Here is a 24,005-nt window from a genome sequence, read left to right on the forward strand (position 1 = left end):
GCTCGGGACCGGACACCGGCGACGGCACCACCGACGTGCCGACCACCGCCACCGGCCCGCAGAGCGAGCCGCGACCGGACATCCCGGCGGCCGGCCCGCAGCAGGGCCCGACCGGCCGCGACGCGGCCGCGCTCTCGACGACCGGGCCGCGCGGGATCCCCGCCGCGGGCCGTCCGGGCGCAGGCGCCCCCGGCCGTCCGGGTGGGCCCGGCCCCTCCGGGGCGCACCCCGGAACATCGTGGACGGGCGGCCCCTCGTCGACCGGTGGCCAGGCCCCCGCAGGCGGCGCGTCCGGCCGACCGCCGCAGTCCGGAGGCCCGGTCGGACCCACCGGTCCCGCCCCCTCCGGCGCCCAGCCGCCCGCCGGCGGACCCGCGCAGCAGGCCGGTCCGGGGCAGCAGTCCGGTCCCGGCGCCGTCTCGTCGGGAGGCTTCCCGCATGCCGGAGGCCCGGGGCAGCCCGGTGGCCCGGGGCAGCCCGGTGGCCCGGGACAGGCCGGTGGCCCGGGACAGGCCGGTGGACCGGCCCGGCCGAACGGCCCCGGTGTGGCCGGGTCCCATCCGGGCATGCCCCCCTACCCCGCCCAGCCGGGCCGGCCGATGCCCGGTCAGCAACCCGGGTACCGGCAGCCGGGAGCCCCCGGGCAGCAGCCGCAGGAGGGCGCATTCGGGCAGCACCCGCAGCAGGGCGCACCCGGGCAGCAGCCTCGTCCGGTGCAGCCGGGCCAGCAGGCGTGGCAGGGACGGCCGGGGCAGCCCGGTGGCACGGTGCCGCCCGGCCCGTTCCCTGCCGGCCACGCGATGCCCCCGGGGCAGCAGCACCCCACCGGACCGCAGCAGCGGTTCGGCACACAGCCCGGTGGTGCCCAGCCCGGTGGTGCCCAGGCGGCGCCCGGCCGGCCGCCCCACCCGGGCGGTCAGCCGATCCCCGGTCAGCAGCCCGGCCAGCCCGGCCAGCCCGGACCGTTCCCGGGCGGCCCGTTCCCGCCGCCCGGTGCGCAGGACCGGCCGGACACCGGTGCCCCGCAGGGACCGCCACCGGCCACGAACCTCGCCGGCGCCGGAACCCCCGAGGGCCCCGGCGGACCGGGCGTGCCCGGTGCCCCGGGCGGCTCCGGAGCCCCCGGCACCCCGGGACCCCGCCCCGACGGCACCCGTGCCTTCCCGCCCGCGACCACCCGGCCGGCGGGGGAGCAGACGCCGGCGCCCGTCCCGGGCGCGCTGTCGGTCGTCGTCGCCGGGGGTGGCTCGGCCGGGCACATCGAGCCGGCCCTCGCCGTCGCCGACGCCGTCCGCCGACTCGTCCCCGGCGCCCGGGTCACCGCGCTCGGCACCGAGAAGGGCCTGGACACCCAGCTGATCCCGGCCCGCGGCTACCCGCTCGAGCTGATCCCGCCGGTGCCGCTGCCCCGTAAGCCCAGCGCCGACCTGCTGAAGTTGCCCGGCAACGTCCGCGGTGCCGTCAAGCGGGTTCGCGAGGTGCTGGAGGCAGCGGAGGCCGACGTCGTCGTCGGGTTCGGCGGGTTCGTCTCGCTGCCGGCCTACCTCGGCGCCCGCAACCGGGTCCCGGTCGTCGTGCACGAGGCGAACGCCCGCGCCGGGCTGGCGAACAAGGTCGGCGCGCGGTTCGCCGCGGCCGTCTGCACCGCCGTCCCGGGTACCGGGCTCGCGAACGAGGAGGTGGTCGGCATGCCGCTGCGCCGTTCGATCACCACGCTCGACCGGGCCGCGCTGCGCCCGGAGGCCAGGACGTACTTCAACCTGCCCCTGCACGGGCCGGTGCTGCTCGTCTTCGGGGGCTCGCAGGGCGCGCGTTCCCTCAACGAGGCGGTGGCCGCGATCCTGCCGACGCTCACCGAGCGCGGCATCTCCGTGCTGCACGCCTACGGGAAGAACGGCACCCCGGCCGACCCGCGGCCCGGGTACGTCCCGATGCCCTACATCGACCGGATGGACCTGGCCTACGCGTCGGCCGACGTCGTCCTCGGCAGGTCCGGCATGACCACGGTCGCCGAGCTGACCGCGGTCGGGCTGCCCGCCGTCTACGTCCCGCTGCCGCACGGCAACGGGGAGCAGGCGCTCAACGCCCGCCCGGTGGTCCAAGCAGGTGGCGGGAAGCTCGTCGCCGACGAGGACCTGACTGCCGAGCGGGCGCTCGACGAGCTCGTGCCGATGCTCACCGATCCGGACCTCGCCCTGGCGATGGGCCGCCGGGCCCGCGCGGCCGGGCACGGCGAGGCGGACGAGAAGATCGCGCGGATCGTGATGGAGGTGGCGGGGCGGTGAGCGGTGTCGACACGGCACTCGGCCGGCACGTCCACCTGATCGGGATCGGCGGGGCCGGCATGAGCGGGATCGCCCGCATCCTGCTGGCCCGCGGGATCACCGTCTCGGGCTCCGACGCCCGCGAGTCCCGGACCGTCACGGCGCTGCGCGCGCTCGGTGCCCGGGTCGAGGTCGGTCACGACGCCGCCCATCTGCGCCACGACGGCGAGGACCCGCCGACGGTCGTCGTCTCCACCGCGATCCGGGAGACCAACCCGGAGCTGGCCGCCGCCCGCGAGCAGGGCCTGCAGGTCGTCCACCGGGCGGTCGCGCTCGCCGCACTCACCGAGGGCCGACGGCTCGTCGCGGTCGCCGGGACGCACGGCAAGACGTCGACGACGTCGATGGTCACCGTCGCCCTCCAGCACACGGGCGCCGACCCGTCGTTCGCCATCGGCGGCGACCTGTCGGTGTCGGGCAGCGGGGCCCACCACGGCAGCGGCGACGTCTTCGTCGTCGAGGCCGACGAGAGCGACGGCTCCTTCACCGCGTTCGCGCCGTCGGTCGCGGTCGTCACCAACGTCGAGCCCGACCACCTCGACCACCACGGCGACGAGGCCACCTACCGCGCCGTGTTCGAGCGGTTCCTGGAGCGGCTCGTCCCCGGCGCCACCCTGGTCACCTGCGCCGACGACCCGGGCTCCGAGTTGGTCGCGGTGCACGCCGAGCGTGCCGGGACCACCGTGCGCCGCTACGGCCGCACCGCCACCGGCTCGCAGGACGCGCGATTGCTCGACTTCGCGCCCGACGGCGTCGGGTCCCGCACCCGGTTCCGGTGGGGCGGCGAGGAGCACGAGCTCGTACTCGGCGTGCCGGGCGAGCACATGGCGCTCAACGCGCTCGGTGCGTTCCTCGCCGGGACCGCCGTCGACCAGGATCCGGCGACCCTGCTCGAGGGTCTCGCCGGGTTCGGCGGGGTGCAGCGGCGGTTCGAGTTCAAGGGCCGCGTCCGCGGCGTCGCCGTCTACGACGACTACGCCCACCACCCCACCGAGGTCGCCGCGACCCTGCGCGCCGCGCGCGAGGCCGCGCCGGTGGTCCAGGGCCGCCGCGGACGGGTGCTGGTGGCGTTCCAGCCCCACCTGTACTCCCGCACCCGGCTGTTCGCGGGCGAGTTCGGCGCGTCGCTGTCGCTCGCGGACGAGGTGATGGTCCTCGACGTCTACGGTGCCCGGGAGGACCCCGAGCCCGGAGTCGGCCCGGCACTGATCACCGACCAGGTGCGGCTGCCGGCCGAGCGGGTGCACCGCGCACCGTCGTGGGAGAAGACCCCCGCGGCGATCGCGGCGCTCGCCGCCGACGGCGACACGGTGATCACCATGGGGGCCGGCGACATCACGGCGCTCGGCCCGGAGATCCTGCGCGAGCTGGCGGTCGGCGACGACGGGGCATGACCGGCCCGGGCGGTGACGTGCCGGGCGAGGCACACGGACGGGGGCGACGATGACCGACGGCGACGGCGACGGCGACGACGCGGGCACCGGCGGCCGGCGTACCCCCGAGCAGGAGCGACGGGCCGCCGAGCGCGCCCGCCGCATCCGTGAGCGCCGGTCCGCCGAGCGGTCCGGGCGGTCCGGACGGTCCGGCTCGCGGGAGACCGACCCGGCCGCCGACCGGGACGGGGGGCCCGACGGCGAGGAGATCGGTCCGTCGGTGGGGGAGCGGGACGGCCCCCCGCGCTCCGGGCGTCGCAGCGCGGCCGCGGTCCGCGAACGCACCGCCGCCCGGTCCGCCGACCGGGGACGCACCCGGGACCCGCGCCACCGCCGCCGTCGGACGGTCGCGCTGGTCGCGACCGTCGTCGTCGCACTGCTCGGGGTGTCCGCCGCCGCGTGGTGGGGCCTCGCGCAGTACGGGCCCGGGGTCGCGTCGGTCGAGGTCACCGGCGCCCGCCAGATCCCCGCCCGGGACGTCGTCGACGCCGCCGCCGTCGACATCGGCACACCGCTCGCGGCGGTCGACGCCGCCGCCGTCGCCTCCCGGGTCTCGGCGATCCCCGGCGTCGCGACCGTCGACGTGGACCGTTCCTGGCCGGACACGCTGACCGTGGCCGTCACCGAGCGGACCCCGGTCGCGCTGGCCGACACGCCCGACGGCCGGATGCTCGTCGACGTCGCCGGGTTCGCCTACCGCCCGGCGCCCCCGGACGTGCGGCTGCCCGTGCTGCAGCTGTCGTCGGTCGCACCCGACGACCCGGCCACGCTCGCCGCAGTGGCCGTCCTGCGGGCGTTGCCGCAGCCGGTCCGCGACCAGGTGGAGACGCTGTCGGCGGGCGCGGCGGGCTCGACGTTCGAGCTCGGCCTCACCGAGGGCCGCCGGGTGTTGTGGGGTCCGTGGGCCGACGGCGCCGCCACCGAGCGGCGCGCGGCCGTGCTCGGCCCGCTGCTCGGCCGCGAGGGCACCGTCTACGACGTCTCCAGCCCGGCCCTCGTGACCGTCCGCGACGACTGAGACCGACCCCCGTCCGGTACGGGCGTCCCACCCGGACGGCGGTCGCGCACGGCGGCCGTCGAGGTCCGGCGTACCGGCCCCGCCGGCGGGCACCCCGTCGTGTCCTGGGAAGGTCGGCGCAGGGTGACCGGCCGGCGACCGTACGCGTTTCACGTGACCGGGAAACGCGAACCACTCGGGCGGGGTGTTGTCGCCGCGCGGCGCGCCTGCTGGACCCGGGCCGTGGATCCGACCTAGCGTCTGCACGCGAAGGCCCGGGGCACCCGGAGCTTGACCCCTGGACCCGGACCCCGAGCGAGACGGAAGGTGCCGCACATGACGCCCCCGCACAACTACCTGGCCGTGATCAAGGTCGTCGGCATCGGTGGCGGCGGCGTGAACGCCGTCAACCGCATGATCGAGGTCGGCCTCAAGGGCGTGGAGTTCATCGCGGTGAACACCGACGCCCAGGCGCTGCTGATGTCGGACGCCGACGTCAAGCTCGACATCGGTCGCGAGCTGACCCGCGGTCTCGGCGCCGGCGCCAATCCGGAGGTCGGTGGCAAGGCCGCCGAGGACCACGCGGAGGAGATCGAGGAGGTCCTCAAGGGGGCCGACATGGTCTTCGTGACCGCGGGTGAGGGCGGTGGCACCGGTACCGGTGGCGCCCCGGTCGTCGCGTCGATCGCGCGGAAGCTCGGCGCGCTCACCATCGGCGTGGTCACCCGGCCCTTCACGTTCGAGGGCCGCCGGCGTGCCGGCCAGGCCGAGGACGGCATCCAGGGGCTCCGCAACGAGTGCGACACGCTGATCGTCATCCCGAACGACCGGCTGCTGCAGCTCGGCGACGTGGGCGTCTCGCTGATGGACGCCTTCCGCTCCGCCGACGAGGTGCTGCTCTCCGGTGTCCAGGGCATCACCAACCTGATCACCACGCCGGGCCTGATCAACCTCGACTTCGCCGACGTCAAGTCGGTGATGTCCGGTGCAGGCTCGGCGCTGATGGGCATCGGGTCCTCGCGCGGCGAGGGCCGGGCGGTGCAGGCCGCCGAGAAGGCCATCAACTCGCCACTGCTCGAGGCGTCGATGGACGGCGCGCAGGGCGTGCTGCTCTCGATCGCCGGTGGCTCCGACCTGGGGCTGTTCGAGATCCACGAGGCCGCGTCGCTGGTCCAAGAGGCCGCGCACCCCGAGGCGAACATCATCTTCGGCACGGTGATCGACGACTCCCTCGGCGACGAGGTCCGCGTCACGGTGATAGCGGCCGGGTTCGAGGGCGGCACCCCGACACACAAGAAGCTGGAGCCCGCGGTCTTCCGCCAGGGCACCCAGAAGCCGGCCGAGCCGGCCGCGACCCAGCCGGCCGCGCCGCAGGCGCCGGCCACCCAGCAGACGTCGCCCACCTCGCCCGTCACCCCGACCACCCCTGCTGCGCCGCCCGCCGGTGCCCAGGGGCAGGCGGCCGACCGGACCGCGCCGCACCTGCCCGCGTCGGTGTCGGCGGACCGGACCGGTGTGCTGCCGCCGGCGCAGCCGACCGCTCCCGCACCGCGCCAGCCCGACCTCCGGAACGAGCACGCCGCCCCGGGGGCCGACGCCACCGGGCCGGTCTCCGCGCCGGCCCCGCACGGCACCGCGGCCCGCCCGCCCGCCGACGCGGACCCCGCGGAGGACGAGGTGGACGTCCCGCCCTTCATGCGCCGCTGACCGCGGTGCCGGAGGTACCGACCCGGCCCGGGGCGCGCGTCCGCCGGGTCACGACGACGCGTGCGGGCGGCCGGTCGGGCGGCCCGTTCGCCACGTTCAACCTGTCCCTCGGCGTCGGCGACGACCCGGCGGCCGTGACGGCGAACCGGGCCCGGGTGGTCCGCGAGCTGGGCCTGTCCGGGCTGGTGTTCCTGACTCAGGTGCACGGGCGCGACGTGACCGTCCTGCGTGAGCCGCCACGGGCCCGGCCGGGGACCGGCGGTGTGGCACCGGACGTCCCGGACGTCGACGCCGTCGTCACCGACGTGCCGCTGCTCGGCATCGCCGTGCTCGCCGCGGACTGCGTCCCGGTGCTGCTGGGCGATCCGCAGGCCGGTGTCGTCGGGGCGGCACACGCGGGTCGCGTCGGCGCCGCCACCGGGGTCCTGGACGCCGTCGTCGGCGAGATGACTGCGCTCGGCGCCGCCCCCGAACGGCTGGAGGTGCTGCTCGGCCCCGCCGTCTGCGGGCAGTGCTACGAGGTTCCGGCCGCGATGCGCGACGAGGTGGAGGCCGCACTGCCGGGCAGCGCGTCGACCACCCGCACGGGCACCGCGGGCCTCGACCTGCGCGCCGGGCTGGCCCGACGGCTGGCCGGCCTCGGCGTGACGAAGGTCGGCACCGACCCGCGCTGCACCATCGAGGACCCCGACCTGTTCAGCCACCGTCGCGAGGGCCGGTGCGGCAGGCAGGCCGCGATCACCTGGCTCGACCCGCGTGACGTGCGCGACGGTCGCGGCGCCCCCGCACGCGCGGCACGATGACCGGTGTGGCCGACTCGAACCCGCCCGACCGCACCGCGGAGCTGAAGGAACGTCTCGGCGCCGTCCGGGAACGACTGGACGCGGCCTGCCGGGCCGCCGGTCGCGACCCCGCCGCGGTCTCCCTGCTGGCGGTGACGAAGACCGTCCCCGCCCGTGACGTCGCGGACCTGATCGACCTCGGGCTCGCCGCGTTCGCCGAGAACCGCGCCCAGGAGGCCGGGACGAAGGTCGCCGACGTCGCGCGGCTCCGCCCGGACGCGGACGCCCGCTGGCACTTCGTCGGGGGCCTGCAGCGGAACAAGGTACGGGCGGTGCTCCCGTGGGTGACACGGATCGAGTCGGTCGACTCGGCCCGGCTGGCCAGGGCGATCGACAAGGAGGTCGCGAAGGCGCGGGACCGTGGCGAGCGCAGCGGTCCGCTGCCGGTGCTCGTCCAGTACAGCGTCGACGGCGACCCGGACCGCGGCGGCGTGCCGGACGACGGGCTCGACGAGCTGACCGACCTGGTCACCGAGCTGCCCGGCCTCGAGCTCGGGGGCCTGATGGCCGTCGCGCCGCTGGTGGGGGAGCCGGAGCGGGCGTTCGCCACGATCGCCGCGGCCGCCCGGCGGACACGGGAGCGCCACCCCGGTGCGGTCGAGCTCTCCGCCGGGATGAGCGCCGACCTGGAGACCGCCGTCGATCACGGATCGACCGTGGTGCGTGTCGGTACGGCTCTTGTGGGGGAACGGCGGATAGCCTCCGAGTAATCGCTGGTCGGTACGGGTACAGGGCCATCGGCGAGACCGTCGCCAGAACGCGGGGTGCGCGCTGGCCGCGCACGGAGTCGAGCAGTACTGCGAGGGGACAGCGGATGAGCGCGATGTACCGGCTGAAGGCCTACTTCGGCATGGTCCCGGCCGACGAGATGGACTATGTGGACGAACCGGACCACTACCGGGGCGGCCACGAGCAGCACGTCGGCCCGCGTGGCGACCGCTGGTCCTCCGGTGGGGGGCGGTTCGCCGACCCGGCCGGCTACGACGACGACCGTTACGACGGCCCCGGTGGCTACGACGACGGCTGGGGCGCCCGTACGGCGCGCGAACCGGTCCGTCCGGCGCGCGCCGTGCGGCAGGAAGCCCGCGGCGAGCGGGAGCCGGGAACGGGTCCCGGCGACCGTGGAATGCTCCCGACCCCCATCGGCGGCGGCGCCGGAGCGGCCGTACGCGGCTCGCTCGCGATGGATCCCGACGCCTTCCGCGGCCCCTCCCGGGAGCCGCAGCGGGAGGAGCGCGTGGCCCCGGTGGCGCCCGCTCCGGCCCCGTCGACGGTGCCCGAGCAGCGTGACCGCAACGCCGCCGGCCTGTCCTCGATCACGACGCTGCACCCCCGCAGCTACACCGAGGCGCGGACCATCGGCGAGCGCTACCGCGAGGGTGTGCCGGTCATCATGAACCTCACCGATCTCGACGGCGCGACGGCGAAACGCCTGGTCGATTTTGCTGCGGGACTGGTCTTCGCGCTGCGCGGGGGCTTCGACAAGGTCACCGACCGGGTGTTCCTTCTCACCCCCGCGGACGTCGAGGTGTCCGCCGACGACGCGCGGAGGCTCGCCGAGCGCGGAGCTTTCCGACAGGATTGAGCCGTGTCCACCGCGATCGGCTTCCTGATCTATTACGTCCTGTTCTTCTTCTGGCTGCTGCTCGCGGCCCGGATCGTCGTCGAGATGGTCCGGTCGTTCGCGCGCCAGTGGCGACCCGCCGGCCCGCCCGCGGTGGCGCTCGAGGTCGTCTTCACCGTGACCGACCCTCCGGTCAAATTGCTGCGGAGAGTGATCCCCGTGGTCCGTATCGGAGGCGTCGGACTGGACCTGTCGATTATGGTGCTGGTGCTGGTGGTGTTCATCGCGATGACCGCCGTCAGATCACAGCTCCTGGGATGAGCCCCAGTCACCCAGGAGTGCCGCCGAGGACCGCATGAGGTGATCCGATGCCGCTGACGCCCGCCGACGTACACAACGTCGCGTTCAGCAAACCCCCGATCGGTAAGCGGGGATACAACGAGGACGAGGTCGACGCCTTCCTCGATCTGGTCGAGGCCGAGCTGGCCCGGCTGATCGGGGAGAACGACGACCTCCGAGACCAGGTCTCCCAGCTCGAGCAGCGCCTCGGCGACGCCGAGGCCGACCTGGACGAGGCCCGGAGCCAGCCGGCTCCGGCCCAGACCCAGGCGCTGCAGGCGTCGCCGTCGCCGATGGGCCGTGGCCCGGGTGCGCCCGCGCCGCAGCTGGCCGGTGCCGTGGCCGCTGCCGCCGACGACGGCGGTGACCACCACGTGCAGGCCGCGAAGGTCCTGGGCCTGGCCCAGGAGATGGCCGACCGGCTGACCGCCGAGGCGAAGAACGAGGCCGACACGATGCTGTCGGATGCCCGGAGCAAGTCCGAGCAGCTCCTCTCCGACGCCCGGACGAAGGCCGACGGCCTGGTCAACGACGCGCGCTCGCGTGCGGAGACCATGCTCAACGACGCCCGTACCCGTTCCGAGACGCTCGAGCGGCAGTCGCGCGACAAGGCCGCAGGCCTGGTCAGCGACGCCGAGCGCAAGCAGAACGAGATCATGGGTGCCATCCAGCGGGACAAGTCCGTGCTGGAGAAGAAGATCGACGAGCTCCGCACCTTCGAGCGCGAGTACCGGACCCGGCTCAAGACCTACCTGGAGTCGCAGCTGCGCGACCTGGAGGGCCGCGGGTCGGCCGCACCGTCGGACAGCTCCGGCACGGCCAACCGGTCGGGCTCGAACGGTGGGTACGCCGCCTCCGGCTACGGCCAGCGGGCCGACACCGGGAGCTGACGCTCGGGCGCGGTGACGCGCCCGAGACGACCGACGACGACCGGGTAGCGGCCGGGTGCCGCTGCCGACCGACGGAGTTCGCCGATGCTGGTGCTGGTCCTGATCCTCGTGGTCATCGCGCTGGTGCTGCTGCTCGCAGGATGGTTCCTGGGTGTGGTGGCACTGGCCTGGACGTCGGTGGGCATCAGCCTGCTGGCCGGTCTCGCGTTGCTCTACGACTGGTGGCAGACCCGGTCCGCGGTGCGGGCCGGTGACCGGTCGGAGGCGGCCGGGGCCGACCACACGGGCTCCGGTGAGGCGGCCGCGCACGCGGCCGTGGGAACGCCCGAACGGGCCGAGATGGAGGCGCGCTACGGCGCCGACATGGAGCCCGCGACACAGGTCCTCCCGGTCGTCCGACCCCCGCAGGGCGGCACGGCCGCGGCGGGACCGCCGGGTGCTCCCGGCGGCCCGGGCGGTGTCGAGGACGGTGCCGGTGCGACCGATGCGACCATCCGCATGCCGGTCGTCCGGCCGCCCGGCTCTGCAGAGGGACCGTCCGGCGTTTCCCGATCGAGCGGTTCTTCGTCACTGTCCGTGACTGAATCCGGGTCCGAGTCGGCCGCGGCGTCGGCCACGGGCCACCCGGACGGGTCCGGAGGAGCCGCTGCGGCGATATCCACCGAGGCCGCTCCGGCGGACCAGGAGGGTGCGGGTCGTGGCGGCGGCCCCACGCGCTCCGGTGCCCCGGGCGGCTCCGGCGACGGCACCTCGGGCGAGGAGCGTTCCGGTGAGACCCCGGGCACCCCGGGCTCCGAGGACGAGCGGTCCGCGCCGGGCTCCGGCGGCGTGGCCGGACGTGACGACATGACGACGGCGACCGCGGCCGGTGCCGCAGGCGCCGTCGGTGCCGCGGGCATCGCGGGAGCGGTGGCCGGTTCCGACCGGCGGCCGTCCGACGACCAGGGCTTCGGCGCCGGTTCCGCGAGCTCTGCGAGCGGTGGCGGGGATCCGGGCACGCCCGGCGACTCGCCGACGACAGCCGGCCCGGCGGCGTCGGCGACGACCGCCGCCCCGACCGGCACCACGGACACGACCGCCGCCCCGGCGGACGCCCCCGGCAGCACCGGTGCGGCGGACGCCATCGGCCCGGCGGGCGCGACGGGCGCTGCGGGTACGGCGGGTACGGCGGGTACGGCGGGTGCTGCGGCCACGACGGCGATGGGCGCCGCCGGTGCCCCGGACGTCGCCGGCAACCGTGCCGGCACGGCCGACGGCTCCGAGGCGGTCGCGGGCGGAACGGTCGCGGGCGGATCCCCCGCGGAGACCGGGGCCGCAGCGGAGCCCCCGGCCGACGCCGAGTCCCCCGAGGAGCCCCGCGACCCGACCCTCGCGAACCTGGTCGCCCGGCTCCCGGACGAGGTGCTGGTCATCGACGAGCACCCGCGCTACCACGTGCAGACCTGCCGTGCGCTGTCCGGACGTGCGGTCATCCCGCTGCCGGTCAGCGAGGCCGTCGAGCTCGGGTTCACCCCGTGCGGCTGGTGCTCGCCGAACCGCACGCTCGGCGAGCGGCACCCGGCACAGGTCCGCTAGGGCACGGGCGCGGGCTGGGGAATATCCCGGTGCGCGCCCGCGCTACCCTGGTTCCACAGGCACTGATCCGGCCATCACCGGGGAGCCTCCGGAAGAAAGGGCCGTGCAGACGGCCCGAGTAGAACCGGACGGGTGCGGCCCGTCATCGCCGTCCGACGAGAGGCGCACGCGGGTTCGCGCGCGCAAGCGGGGTGGTACCGCGGCTCGGTCCGAGGTGGGCCGGTGTCGTCCCCGTGCGAGACACGCATCGCACGAGGAGCCGACAGCCGTGAGCGAGACCGGATACCCCGAGGTGCCGGCGCACCCGACGTTCCCGACGCTCGAGCAGGACGTGCTCGCGAGCTGGGACGCCGACGACACGTTCCGCGCCTCGGTCGAGCAGCGCCCCGCCGGCGTCGACGGCGGCGACGAGTACGTCTTCTACGACGGCCCGCCGTTCGCCAACGGCCTGCCGCACTACGGCCACCTGCTGACCGGGTACGTCAAGGACGTCGTCCCGCGCTACCGCACGATGCGCGGCAAGCGCGTCGAGCGCCGATTCGGCTGGGACACCCACGGCATGCCGGCCGAGGTCGAGACCGAGAACCAGCTCGGCATCAAGCACAAGTCCGAGATCGACGAGATGGGCGTCGCCGCGTTCAACGAGGCGTGCCGCACCTCCGTGCTGCGCTACACCGGTGAGTGGCGCGACTACGTGACCCGGCAGGCCCGCTGGGTCGACTTCGACAACGACTACAAGACGCTCGACCTGGACTACATGGAGTCCGTCATGTGGGCGTTCAAGTCGTTGTGGGACAAGGGGCTCGTCTACTCGGGCTTCCGCGTGCTCTGGTACTGCTGGCGTTGCGAGACGCCGCTGTCGGCCACCGAGACGAAGATGGACGACGTCTACCAGGACCGGCAGGACCCGGCCGTCACGGTCGGGCTGCGGCTCGCCGCGCCGGAGCGTCCCGAGCTCGACGGCGCTCTCGCCCTGGTCTGGACGACCACGCCGTGGACGCTGCCGTCGAACCTCGCCGTCGCCGTGCACCCCGGCGTCGACTACGTCGTCGTCGATGCGAAGGGGGAGCGGTGGCTGCTCGCCGAGGCCCGGGTCGCCGCCTACGCCCGTGAGCTGGGCGAGGAGCCGCGGGTCGTCGCGACCCTGACCGGCTCCGACCTGCTCGGCGTCGGCTACACCCCGCCGTTCGACTTCTTCACCGGCCGTGCGAACGCGCACCGGATCCTGTCCGCCGACTACGTCACCACCGACGACGGCACCGGGCTGGTCCACATCGCGCCCGCCTTCGGTGAGGAGGACAAGGAGGTCACCGACGCGGCCGGGATCGAGGTCGTCAACCCGGTCGACTCGCGCGGTGAGTTCACCACCGAGGTGCCGCCCTACACCGGCCTGCAGGTGTTCGACGCCAACCCGTCGATCATCCGCGACCTCAAGGAGCGCACCGAGCCGCACGTGCTCGGCGTGCTGCTGCGGCACGAGACCTACGACCACCCGTACCCGCACTGCTGGCGGTGCGGGAACGCGCTGATCCAGCGCGCCGTCGACTCGTGGTTCGTCGAGGTCACCCGGTTCCGCGACCGGATGGTCGAGCTGAACCGGCAGATCGACTGGACGCCGTCGCACATCCGGGACGGCCAGTTCGGCAAGTGGCTCGAGGGCGCCCGCGACTGGGGCATCTCGCGCAACCGGTACTGGGGCAGCCCGATCCCGGTGTGGCAGTCGGACGACCCGCGGTACCCGCGGACCGACGTCTACGGCTCGCTCGACGAGCTGGAGCGCGACTTCGGCGTGCGCCCGACCGACCTGCACCGCCCGTACGTCGACGAGCTGACCCGGCCCAACCCGGACGACCCGACGGGGCAGAGCACCATGCGCCGGGTGCCGGAGGTGCTGGACTGCTGGTTCGAGTCCGGTTCGATGCCGTTCGCCCAGGTCCACTACCCGTTCGAGAACGCCGACTGGTTCGAGCACCACTACCCGGGCGACTTCATCGTCGAGTACAACGGCCAGACCCGCGGCTGGTTCTACACGCTGCACGTGCTGGCGACGGCGTTGTTCGACCGGCCCGCGTTCCGCAACTGTGTCGCGCACGGGATCGTCCTCGGCGACGACGGCGCCAAGATGTCGAAGTCGCGGAAGAACTCCCCGGACGTCAACGAGGTCTTCGACCGCGACGGCTCGGACGCCATGCGGTGGTTCCTCATGGCGAGCCCGGTGCTGCGCGGCGGGAACCTGGTCGTCACCGAGCAGGGCATCCGCGAGGGCGTCCGACAGGCGATCCTCCCGTTGTGGAACACCTGGTACTTCCTGTCGCTCTACGCAGGGGAGGGGCGGGGCACCTTCCGCACCGACTCGACGCACGTCCTCGACCGTTACGTGCTCGCGAAGACGGCGGACCTGGTCGACGGCGTCACCGCGGCGATGGACGGCTACGACGTCGCCGGCGCGTGCGAGCGGATCCGCGAGCACGCCGAGACGCTGACCAACTGGTACGTCCGGCGCTCCCGCGAGCGGTTCTGGTCGACCGACGACGCGGTGCGCCGCGACGCCGTCGACACCCTGCACACCGTGCTGGAGGTGACCTGCCGGGTCGCGGCGCCGCTGCTGCCGCTGACCACGGAGGCGATCTGGCGCGGCCTGACCGGCGGCCGCTCGGTGCACCTCACCGACTGGCCCGGTGGTGCCGACCCGACGGTGACGCAGCAGCAGCCCGGCGCCGGGCTGCCGCACGACGCCGCACTCGTCGCGGGGATGGACCGGATCCGGCAGGTCGCGAGCGCCGCGCTGTCGCTGCGCAAGTCGGCGAAGGTGCGGGTGCGCCAGCCGCTGCCCGGGCTCACCGTCGCCGCCGCCGACGCGGCCGCGCTGGAGCCCTTCACCGGGCTGCTGCGCGACGAGGTCAACGTGCGCTCGGTCGAGCTGACCGACGACGTCGCCGCCCACGGCCGGTTCGAGATCGCGGTCAACGCCCGCGTCGCCGGACCGCGCCTGGGCTCGGACGTGCAGAAGTGCATCCGCGCGGTCAAGGCGGGGGAGTGGAGCCAGGAGGCCGACGGGTCCGTCGTCGCCGCCGGGATCACGCTGACCGACGGCGAGTTCACCGAGAAGCTCGTCGCCGCCGACCCGGAGCGGACCCAGGCGCTGCCGGGGAACGCCGGGCTGGTCGTGCTGGACACGACGGTCACCCCGGAGCTGGCGGCCGAGGGCACCGCGCGCGACGTCGTCCGGGTGGTGCAGCAGGCCCGCCGTGACGCCGGGCTGGCCGTCGCCGACCGGATCGGGCTGACCCTGGACGGGCCGGACGCGGTGCTCGACGCCGTCCGCACGCACGAGGCGTTCGTCGCCGGCGAGGTGCTGGCGACCGCGGTGTCGTACGGCTCCGCGGACGGTGCGGCGTCGTCCGGCCAGGTCGTGGGCCCGGACGGTGCCGCGGTCGAGCTGCGGGCGGCGGTCGCGCGGGCCTGACGGCCGGTGATCACGGATCGGGAGCCGAGGCGGTCACGAACGGCCGTCCGGCTGCCCGATCCGTGATCATGCGGGAGCCTGGGGCTCAGGGCTGCGGGGTGACCGTCAGCTGGTGGAGGTGGCGGCGCGCAGCGGGTCGCGCAGCGCGAAGATCAGCGCCCCCGTGAGCGTCCGCGAACCGGTCGGGCTCCCCGCCCGCACCGGGACGTCGATCTCCAGCTCGCCCAGCCCGTCCGGGGACACCGGGAAGTCGTGGTCGTGCCGCACCACGTCCTGCGGGGTCCGTCCGCGGACCCCCGTCTTCCGCGCCGTCGGCCCGGTGTCCCCCGTGGGACCACCACGGAGGCCGGGCGGACGGGATGTGCCCGACACCGCCGGCGGGCACGCCGTGTCGGGGTGGAACGGCGCACTACCCTCACCCCATGGGTGACGCGGCGCGGAGGTGGCGGGAGCGCCAGTCCGCGCGCGGCATCCCCGAGCGGATCCTGCGGGACGCCCCGGCCGACCCGTGGACGCACGCCACCGCCGACTTCACCCCGCCGGAGACGCCCGCCGACACGCCGTCGCGCCGGGCCGCCCGCGCGCTCGCCGAGCGGGCCGCTGCGTGGACGTGCACGGGGGCGTCCCTGCTCGACGTCGGCTGCGGCGGCGGGGAGGCCGCGTTCGGCGCGGCCTGGCCGGACCCGTCACCGGTCGCGCGGGTCGTCGGCACCGACCGGCAGGCCGACATGCTCGCGGTGTTCGCGGGGACCGCGCGGGACCGCGGCGTCCCGCACGGCACCGTGCACGGCTCCTGGCCGGAGATCGCCGGCGCGGCGGGACGGCACGACGTCGTCGTCTGCCACCACGTGCTGCACAACGTCGTCGACCTGCCACCGTTCCTCGCCGCGCTGACCTCCGCGGTCCGCGGCGGGGCCGGTGGCGTCGTGGTCGAGATGCTGCCCGAGCACCCGATGGCCTGGCTCGACCCGCTGTGGGAGCGGTTCCACGACCTGCAGCGCCCGGCGAGCGCCACCGCCGACGACGCCGTCGCCGTGCTCGGCGAGGAGCTCGGGACCGAGCCGGAGGTGCACCGCTGGGAGCGCGACCGCCGGCTCCCGCACGACGCCGCGTGGGTCGCGCGCCGGCTCTGCCTGCCCGCGGACCGGGTCCCGGAGGTCGAGGAGGCGCTGACCGGGATCCCGCCGCGGCCGACCGCCGTCGTGACCCTCGTGTGGACCCCCTGAGCCGGTCATGAGTCTGGAACTGCTGCTCGGCGTCACGGCCGGGGTCCTGCTGCTCGGCGTGCTCGCCGTCCGGATCTCGGTCCGGCTCGGGTTGCCCTCACTGCTGCTCTACCTCGGGATCGGGGTGCTGCTCGGCGAGTCGGTGCTCGGGTTCGAGTTCTCCGACGCCGGGCTCACCGAGACCCTCGGCCTCGCCGCGCTCGTCCTGATCCTGGTCGAGGGCGGCATGACGACGCGGTGGGAGGCGGTCCGCCCCGCGCTCGGGCTCGGGATGCTGCTGTCGACGCTGTCGGTGGCGGTGTCGATCGGTGTCGCGGGCGGGCTGCTGCACCTGCTGCTGGACCTGGAGTGGCGGACCGCGCTGCTGTGGGGTGCGGTGCTGTCGTCGACCGACGCGGCCGCCGTGTTCAGCGTGCTGCGCGGCGTCGCCGTCCCGCGCCGGCTGGCGGGGACCCTGGAGCTCGAGTCCGGCATGAACGACGCGCCGGTGGTGATCGCCGTCGTCGTCCTCGCGGGGAGCGACCCGATCAGCTGGACCACCCCGCTGCTCGTCGTCTACGAGCTTGCCGCCGGTGCGCTGATCGGGGTGCTGCTCGGCGCGGGCGGGGCGTGGGCGCTGCGCCGCGCGGCCCTGCCGTCGACAGGTCTCTACCCGCTCGCCGCGATCGCGGTCTGCCTGCTGGCGTACGCCGCCGGGCAGGGGGTGCACGCGTCCGGTCTGCTCGCCACGTACTGCGCCGCGCTCGTCCTGGGCAACTCGCGGCTGCCGCACCGCAGCGGCGTCGTGTCCTTCGCCGAGGGCACCGGGTGGATCGCCCAGATCGGGCTGTTCGTGCTGCTCGGGCTCTACTCGGTGCCCGAGCGGCTGCCCGGGGCGATCGTGCCCGCCCTGGTCTGTGCCGGTGTCGTGCTGCTCGCCGCGCGCCCGCTGTCGGTGCTGGCCGCGGCGCTGCCGTTCCGGGTCCCGCTGCGGGAGCAGGCGTTCCTGTCCTGGGCGGGGCTGCGGGGTGCGGTGCCGATCGTGCTCGCGCTGGTCGCCCTCACCGAGGGCGGGCCGCAGAACCAGATGCTCGTCGACGTCGTGTTCGTGCTGGTCGTGCTGCTCACCCTGGTGCAGAGCACCAGCCTGCCGTGGGTCGCGCGGCTGCTCGGCGTGGTCTCCCGGACCGGCACCCGCGAGATCGACATCGACGCGGCCCCGCTGGACGAGGCCGACGCCGAGCTGCTCCAGGTCCGGGTCCCGCCCGGGTCCCGGCTGCACGGCGTCTACCTCCGCGAGCTCCGGCTGCCGGCCGGGGCGACGGTGAGCCTGGTCGTGCGGGAGTCCGCGGCGTTCTCCCCGGACGGCGAGACCCGGCTCCGCGAGGGCGACCAGTTCCTCGTCGTGAGCACCCGCGCGGTGCGCGACGCCACCGAACAACGGATCCGGGACGTCGACCGGGGCGGGAAGCTGGTCCGCTGGCACTCCGACGGGGGCCGCTCGTCATAATCGGGGGTGTGAGTGCCGATCCCCCTGTCAGCGAGACGCCCGCCGATCCCGCCGTCCGGCGACGCGGAACGCTCCTGCTGGCCGGGATCGCCGGGTTCGTGCTCGCCCTCGACCTGGTCACCAAGATCGCGGCGGTGGCGACGCTGGAGGACCGCGAACCGGTCGCGGTGATCGACGGCCTCCTCTGGCTGACGCTGCTGCGCAACCCGGGTGCGGCGTGGTCGATGGCCACCGGCTACACCTGGATCCTCACGATCGTCGCCGTCGTGGTCGTCGGGGTGATCATCCGGATCGCGCGCCGGCTGGCGTCGACCGGCTGGGCGATCGGGCTCGGCCTGGTCCTCGGCGGCGCGCTGGGCAACCTGATCGACCGGTTCTTCCGCTCGCCGGGGCCGATGCGCGGGCACGTCGTCGACATGGTCGCGGTGTTCGCGCCGGACGGCAGCGTCTTCCCGGTGTTCAACGTCGCCGACTCCGGCATCGTGTGCGGCGGGATCCTGCTGGTGCTGATGGCGCTGCGCGGCGTCGAGATCGACGGGACGCGGGGCTGAGACATGGGTGAGCTGCGGAGTATGCCCGTCCCCGACGGGCTCGACGGGATGCGGATCGACGCCGGGCTGTCCCGGCTGCTGGGGCTGTCGCGGACGGTCGTCGCGGGGCTGGCCGAGGAGGGCCGGATCCAGGTCGACGGCCGCGACGCCGGCAAGTCCGACCGGCTGCCGGGCGGGTCCTGGCTGGAGGTCGAGCTGCCCGACACCGCCGCGCCGGCCGTCATCGAGGGACCCGCCGAGGTCGTCGCCGGCCTGTCGGTGCTCCACGACGACGAGGACATCGTCGTCGTGGACAAGCCGGTCGGGGTCGCCGCGCACCCGTCGCCGGGCTGGACCGGGCCGACCGTCACCGGCGGGCTCGCCGCGCTCGGGTACCGGCTGTCGACGTCCGGGGCGGCCGAGCGGCAGGGCATCGTGCACCGGCTCGACGTCGGTACCACCGGGGTGATGGTCGTCGCGACGTCCGCGCACGCGTACACGGCGCTGAAGCGGGCGTTCAAGGAGCGGACCGTCGAGAAGCGGTACCACGCGGTCGTGCAGGGGCACCCCGACCCGTCGTCGGGCACCATCGACGCGCCGATCGACCGGCACCCGCGTCACGACTACCGGTTCGCCGTCCTGCAGGGCGGCAAGCCCAGCATCACCCACTACGACACGATCGAGGCGTTCCGCTCGGCCAGCCTGCTGGACGTGCACCTCGAGACGGGGCGCACCCACCAGATCCGGGTGCACTTCTCCGCGCTGCGCCACCCGTGTGTCGGCGACCTGACCTACGGCGCCGACCCGGCGCTGGCGAAGCGGGTGGGGTTGTCCCGGCAGTGGCTGCACGCGCGCACCCTCGGCTTCGAGCACCCCGCCGACGGCCGGTACGTCGAGTTCACCAGTCCGTACCCCGACGACCTGGCCTCGGCGCTCGCGGCGCTGCGGGAACCGTGACGGCGGTGCCGCCCCCCGCGGTGACGGGGCGCCCGTGACGGGCCTGAGCACCCGCGGCCTGTGGGTGGTGGTCGCGGTGATGGCCGTGGTGCTGCTCGGTGCGGTGTGGGCGGCGGGCTCCGGGCCGTCGCCGGGCCCGGCACCCGCGTCCGGGTCGGTCCGGCTCGGGCCCGATCCCGGCCAGGACGTCGCGGGCTACCTGGCGTCGCTGCCCGCGCAGCTGCCACCGGCGGGCGCGCGCGCCGCGGCCCTGGTGCAGCTCGACCGGCCGTCGGACGCCGCCTCGGTGGCGGCGCTCGGCGCGCCCGGGATCTCCACGGCGGTGTTCCGGGTGCCGTTCGCACGGGTGCAGACCGCCCTGCGGTTCGAGCCCGTCGTCGGCACCGGGGACCCGGCGGCCGCCCTCGGGGTGGCCCGCGAGCGGGCCGCGTTCGCCGCCGAGGCCGACGCGGACCGCGCCCGGCAGGCCGTGGCCGGTGCCCCCGGGGCGCGGGAGTCGCTCACCCGCCGCGCCGACGTCGCCGACGCGGAACGGCGTGCGCTCGCCGCACCGGACTGTGCCTGCGTGATCGCGTTCGTGGTGACCGCCGACCGTGCCGGGCTGGAGTCGCTGGCCGCCCGCGACGGCGTCCGCGCGGTGCAGGCCGCACCCCCCGGGACGACGGAGCGCGAGCTCGCACTGTCCCCGCTGCTGCCGGAGCAGACGACCGCCGCGACCCCGCCGCCCGACGACGGCCCGGTCCCCGCCGGCTGACCGCGACACGCTGTCGCCCGGGCCGCACGGCCCTGAGCAGGAGCGACGCGCCGGACCCGGTCCGGAGCCGCCGCCGTCGCCGGAACTGTCGGGGGGCGGGGCTAGTCTGGGCGCTCACCGAAACCGGTCGTTCCGGCCCCGCGGCAGGAGTCCCACCGGCACCGTCGACCGGCCCCGCCAGGCCGGGCCGGAGGTGCCGTTCCGCCCGTCGCCGGGTCCGGCCGTGGTCGGTGACCAGCACGGCACGCACGCGTCCCCGGCCCCGCCGCGGGCGGGCGCGTGCGCACGGGGAGCACCGCGCCACCCAGGGCGCGGGAGAGGAGCGCGGAACACACATGGCCTCGTCCGGAGCAGGCTCCTTCGTCCATCTGCACACCCACACCGAGTTCTCGATGCTGGACGGGGCGGCCCGGCTCGACGACCTCTTCTCCGAGGCCGTCAAGAACGACATGTCCGCGGTCGCGATGACCGACCACGGCAACGTCTACGGCGCCTTCGAGTTCTGGCGCAAGGCCAAGGCGGCGGGCGTCAAGCCGATCATCGGCATGGAGGGGTACCTCGCGCCCGGTTCGCGGCACGAGCGGAAGCGGGTCGCGCTCGGCGGCAGCAACCCCGGCGCCGCCGACAAGAACCCCGACCTCATGTACACCCACATGACGCTGCTGGCCGAGAACACCGAGGGGATGCACAACCTCTTCCGGCTCTCGTCGCTCGCCAGCCTCGAGGGGTACTACTACAAGCCCCGTATGGACCGCGAGCTGCTCGAGCAGTACGGCACGGGTCTCATCGGGACGACCGGCTGCCCGTCCGGCGAGGTCGCCCGCCTGCTCCAGCAGGACGACTTCGAGGGTGCCTGCCAGGCCGCGTCCGACTACCGGGACATCTTCGGCAAGGACAACTTCTTCTGCGAGTTGATGGACCACGGGATCGAGATCGAGAAGCGGGTCCAGGAGGACCTGTTCGCGCTGAAGAAGCGCCTCGACCTGCCCGGTCTGGCCACCAACGACCTGCACTACACCTACCCGGACGACACCAAGGCGCACGAGGTGCTGCTCTGCGTCCAGACCGGGAAGACCCTCGCCGACCCGAACCGGTTCAAGTTCGACGCGCAGGACTTCTACCTCAAGTCCGCGACCGAGATGCGCGAGCTGTGGGACCCGATCCACCCCGAGGCGTGCGACAACACCCTCTGGGTCGCCGAGCGCTGCGACATCGACTTCACCACCGGCCAGGACCTGCAGCCCAAGGCTCCGGTGCCCGAGGGGGAGACCGAGGAGTCCTGGCTGATCAAGGAGGTCGAGCGGGGCCTGCACGACCGGTTCCCGAACGGCATCACCGAGCAGTACCGGACGCAGGCGAACTACGAGGTCGGCGTCATCATCAAGATGGGCTACCCCGGCTACTTCCTGGTGACGGCGGACCTCATCCGGCACGCCAAGTCGGTCGGCATCCGGTGCGGCCCCGGCCGCGGCTCGGCCGCCGGGTCGCTGGTCGCCTACGTCCTGGGCATCACCGACCTCGACCCGATCCGGCACAAGCTGATCTTCGAGCGGTTCCTCAACCCGGACCGCGTGTCCATGCCCGACATCGACATGGACTTCGACGAGCGCCGGCGCGGCGAGATGATCCGCTACGTCACCGAGAAGTACGGCGAGGACCGGATCGCGCAGATCATCACCTACTCCACGATCAAGGCGAAGGCCGCGATCAAGGACTCGGCGCGGGTGCTGTTCGGCCAGCCCGGCTACTCGGTCGCCGACCGGATCTCCAAGGCGATGCCGCCCGCCGTGATGGGCAAGGACATCCCGCTCTCGGGGATCTTCGACCCGTCGCACAAGCGGTACTCCGAGGCCACCGAGGTCCGCGCGCTCTACGAGGCGGACCCGCAGGTCAAGGAGATCGTCGACACCGCGCGGGGCCTGGAGGGCCTGAAGCGCCAGTGGGGCGTCCACGCGGCCGGCGTGATCATGTCGTCGACGCCGCTGATCGACGTCATCCCGATCCAGCGCCGCGAGTCCGACGGCGCCGTCATCACCCAGTTCGACATGGGCGTCTGCGAGACCATCGGTCTCCTCAAGATGGACTTCCTGGGGCTGCGGAACCTCACGATCCTCGACGACGCCCTGGAGAACATCACCCTCAACGGCAAGCCCGAGGTCGACCTCGACCACGTCGAGCTGGACGACGGGCCGACCTACGAGCTGCTCTCCCGCGGGGACACGCTCGGCGTGTTCCAGCTGGACGGCGGCCCGATGCGGGACCTGCTGCGCCGGATGGCGCCGTCGGAGTTCGAGCACATCTCCGCGGTCGGTGCGCTCTACCGCCCCGGCCCGATGGGCGCGAACGCGCACAACGACTACGCCGACCGCAAGAACGGCCGCCAGGAGATCACGCCGATCCACCCGGAGCTGGCGGAGCCCCTCAAGGACGTCCTCGGCGAGACCTTCGGCCTGATCGTCTACCAGGAACAGGTCATGTCCATCGCGCAGGTGCTGGCGGGCTACTCGCTCGGCCAGGCGGACCTGCTCCGCCGCGCGATGGGCAAGAAGAAGAAGGAGATCCTGGACAAGGAGTACGTCGGCTTCGCCCAGGGCATGAAGGACAACGGCTACTCCGCCGATGCCGTCAAGACGCTCTGGGACATCCTGCTCCCGTTCTCCGACTACGCGTTCAACCGCGCGCACTCCGCCGCGTACGGGGTCGTCTCGTACTGGACCGCGTACCTCAAGGCGAACTACCCGGCCGAGTACATGGCCGGCGTCCTCACCTCGGTCCGCGACGACAAGGACAAGGCCGCCGTCTACCTGGCGGAGTGCCGCCGGATGGGCGTCACGGTGCTCCCGCCGGACGTCAACGACTCGGTCCGCAACTTCGCCCCGGTCGGCAACGACATCCGGTTCGGTCTCGGCGGCATCCGCAACGTCGGGCACAACGTGGTCGACGCGATCGTCGCGGCGCGCCGGGAGAAGGGGAACTTCGTCGACTTCTCCGACTTCCTGCGCAAGGTCGACGCGGTGGTCTGCAACAAGAAGGTCGTCGAGTCGCTGATCAAGGCCGGGGCGTTCGATTCGCTCGGTCACTCCCGCAAGGGCCTGCTGCTGGTGCACGCCGACGCGATCGACGCGGTGATGAGCACCAAGAAGGCCGCGTCGCTGGGCCAGTTCGACCTGTTCGGGTCGATGGACGGCAGCGGCGGCGACGACGGTGACGAGCTCGGCGGCATCTTCGACGTGAAGGTGCCCGAGGAGGAGTGGGACTCCAAGCACAAGCTCGCCGTCGAGCGCGAGATGCTGGGCCTCTACGTCTCGGGGCACCCGCTGCAGGGCCTCGAACAGGCGCTCGCGGCGAAGGCCGACACCTCGATCGCCGACATCGTCGAGGGCTCGGTCGCCGAGGGCGGCCAGGTCACCGTCGGCGGCATCCTCGCGAACGTGAACCGCCGGGTGAACAAGAACGGCGAGCCGTGGGCGTCGGCCCAGATCGAGGACCTCGCCGGTGGGATCGAGGTGCTGTTCTTGCCGCGGGCCTACCAGGTCGTCGGCGTCGACGTCGCCGAGGACGCGATCGTGCTGGTCAAGGCCCGGGTGAACAAGCGCGACGACCGGATCTCGCTGATCGCGAACGATCTCGCGGTACCCGAGCTGGCCGCCGCCGGGGAGGGCGGGCTGCCGATCCGGGTGAGCCTGCGGACCGACCAGTGCACCCCCGAGCGCGTCTCGAAGCTCAAGGAGGTGCTGACCCACCACCCGGGCACCTCCGAGGTGCACCTGTCGCTGGTCTACGGCAGCAAGATCACCGCCCTGCGGCTGGACGACTCGCTGAAGGTCATGCACACCTCGGCGCTGATGGGCGACCTGAAGGCGTTGCTCGGGCCGGGCTGCCTGGGCGGCTGAGCGGGCTCGCGGGCGGCAC

The 24,005-nt window shown here is 74.3% G+C and carries 18 protein-coding genes; 17 read left to right on the top strand and 1 reads right to left on the bottom strand.

Annotation, left to right across the window (positions count from 1 at the left end; genetic code table 11):
- Window positions 1–1,220: 1,220 nt before the first annotated feature.
- The 11 genes from murG (at window position 1,221) to ileS (ending at window position 15,137) form a co-directional block, all read left to right on the top strand.
- Window positions 1,221–2,285, top strand: a complete 1,065-nt coding sequence (murG, locus tag Ae150APs1_RS27125) for an undecaprenyldiphospho-muramoylpentapeptide beta-N-acetylglucosaminyltransferase (RefSeq protein ID WP_075302671.1) — start codon at window positions 1,221–1,223, stop codon at window positions 2,283–2,285.
- The gene (gene murC / locus Ae150APs1_RS27130; protein ID WP_075301130.1) at window positions 2,282–3,718 is read left to right on the top strand and encodes a UDP-N-acetylmuramate--L-alanine ligase; all 1,437 of its coding nucleotides are present in this window, start codon (window positions 2,282–2,284) and stop codon (window positions 3,716–3,718) included. Before murG ends, murC begins: the two co-directional genes overlap by 4 nt.
- Window positions 3,719–3,767: 49 nt before the next feature.
- Window positions 3,768–4,775, top strand: a complete 1,008-nt coding sequence (locus tag Ae150APs1_RS27135; protein WP_083680528.1) for an FtsQ-type POTRA domain-containing protein — start codon at window positions 3,768–3,770, stop codon at window positions 4,773–4,775.
- 315 nt (window positions 4,776–5,090) lie between these two features.
- A complete protein-coding gene (gene ftsZ / locus Ae150APs1_RS27140) occupies window positions 5,091–6,461 on the top strand; it encodes a cell division protein FtsZ (protein WP_075301132.1) in 1,371 nt (456 codons plus the stop codon).
- A gap of 5 nt (window positions 6,462–6,466) precedes the next feature.
- Window positions 6,467–7,264 carry a peptidoglycan editing factor PgeF gene (gene pgeF, locus Ae150APs1_RS27145; RefSeq protein ID WP_060572671.1) on the top strand — a complete coding sequence of 266 codons (798 nt, stop codon included), beginning with the start codon at window positions 6,467–6,469 and terminating at the stop codon, window positions 7,262–7,264.
- Entirely contained in the window at window positions 7,261–8,013 is a 753-nt protein-coding gene (locus tag Ae150APs1_RS27150; protein WP_212567266.1) for a YggS family pyridoxal phosphate-dependent enzyme, read from the top strand. Before pgeF ends, Ae150APs1_RS27150 begins: the two co-directional genes overlap by 4 nt.
- A 104-nt stretch (window positions 8,014–8,117) precedes the next feature.
- Complete coding sequence (sepF, locus tag Ae150APs1_RS27155; protein WP_029239207.1) at window positions 8,118–8,888, top strand: cell division protein SepF; 771 nt, start codon at window positions 8,118–8,120, stop codon at window positions 8,886–8,888.
- Between the two features lie 3 nt (window positions 8,889–8,891).
- Window positions 8,892–9,188, top strand: coding sequence for a YggT family protein (locus Ae150APs1_RS27160; RefSeq protein WP_060572668.1), 297 nt, complete (start codon window positions 8,892–8,894; stop codon window positions 9,186–9,188).
- 47 nt (window positions 9,189–9,235) lie between these two features.
- Window positions 9,236–10,096 (top strand): DivIVA domain-containing protein, encoded by an 861-nt coding sequence (locus tag Ae150APs1_RS27165; RefSeq protein WP_075301136.1) that lies wholly within the window; start codon window positions 9,236–9,238, stop codon window positions 10,094–10,096.
- A gap of 84 nt (window positions 10,097–10,180) precedes the next feature.
- Window positions 10,181–11,671, top strand: a complete 1,491-nt coding sequence (locus Ae150APs1_RS27170) for a hypothetical protein (RefSeq protein WP_075301138.1) — start codon at window positions 10,181–10,183, stop codon at window positions 11,669–11,671.
- 268 nt (window positions 11,672–11,939) lie between these two features.
- Window positions 11,940–15,137 (top strand): isoleucine--tRNA ligase, encoded by a 3,198-nt coding sequence (gene ileS, locus Ae150APs1_RS27175; RefSeq protein ID WP_075301140.1) that lies wholly within the window; start codon window positions 11,940–11,942, stop codon window positions 15,135–15,137.
- Window positions 15,138–15,242: 105 nt separating this feature from the next.
- On the opposite strand, the gene Ae150APs1_RS32310 is transcribed toward ileS, so the two are convergent.
- Complete coding sequence (locus Ae150APs1_RS32310) at window positions 15,243–15,407, bottom strand: hypothetical protein (protein ID WP_170918142.1); 165 nt, start codon at window positions 15,405–15,407, stop codon at window positions 15,243–15,245.
- Window positions 15,408–15,559: 152 nt separating this feature from the next.
- On the opposite strand from Ae150APs1_RS32310, the gene Ae150APs1_RS27180 reads away from it, so the two are divergent.
- The 6 genes from Ae150APs1_RS27180 to dnaE all read left to right on the top strand — a co-directional run bounded on the left by Ae150APs1_RS27180 (window position 15,560) and on the right by dnaE (window position 23,986).
- Window positions 15,560–16,363: a class I SAM-dependent methyltransferase gene (locus tag Ae150APs1_RS27180; protein ID WP_075301142.1), complete on the top strand. Its 804-nt coding sequence runs from the start codon at window positions 15,560–15,562 to the stop codon at window positions 16,361–16,363.
- 7 nt (window positions 16,364–16,370) lie between these two features.
- Window positions 16,371–17,852 carry a potassium/proton antiporter gene (locus Ae150APs1_RS27185; protein ID WP_060572657.1) on the top strand — a complete coding sequence of 494 codons (1,482 nt, stop codon included), beginning with the start codon at window positions 16,371–16,373 and terminating at the stop codon, window positions 17,850–17,852.
- 8 nt (window positions 17,853–17,860) lie between these two features.
- The gene (lspA, locus tag Ae150APs1_RS27190; RefSeq protein WP_010228652.1) at window positions 17,861–18,403 is read left to right on the top strand and encodes a signal peptidase II; all 543 of its coding nucleotides are present in this window, start codon (window positions 17,861–17,863) and stop codon (window positions 18,401–18,403) included.
- A 3-nt stretch (window positions 18,404–18,406) separates the two neighbouring features.
- Entirely contained in the window at window positions 18,407–19,339 is a 933-nt protein-coding gene (locus Ae150APs1_RS27195; RefSeq protein WP_075301144.1) for an RluA family pseudouridine synthase, read from the top strand.
- Window positions 19,340–19,373: 34 nt separating this feature from the next.
- Entirely contained in the window at window positions 19,374–20,093 is a 720-nt protein-coding gene (locus Ae150APs1_RS27200; RefSeq protein ID WP_075301146.1) for a hypothetical protein, read from the top strand.
- A 335-nt stretch (window positions 20,094–20,428) separates the two neighbouring features.
- Complete coding sequence (gene dnaE / locus Ae150APs1_RS27205) at window positions 20,429–23,986, top strand: DNA polymerase III subunit alpha (RefSeq protein ID WP_075301148.1); 3,558 nt, start codon at window positions 20,429–20,431, stop codon at window positions 23,984–23,986.
- Window positions 23,987–24,005: the final 19 nt, after the last annotated feature.

Origin of the sequence: Pseudonocardia sp. Ae150A_Ps1, from assembly GCF_001932315.1 — a bacterium.
Lineage (GTDB): Bacteria > Actinomycetota > Actinomycetes > Mycobacteriales > Pseudonocardiaceae > Pseudonocardia.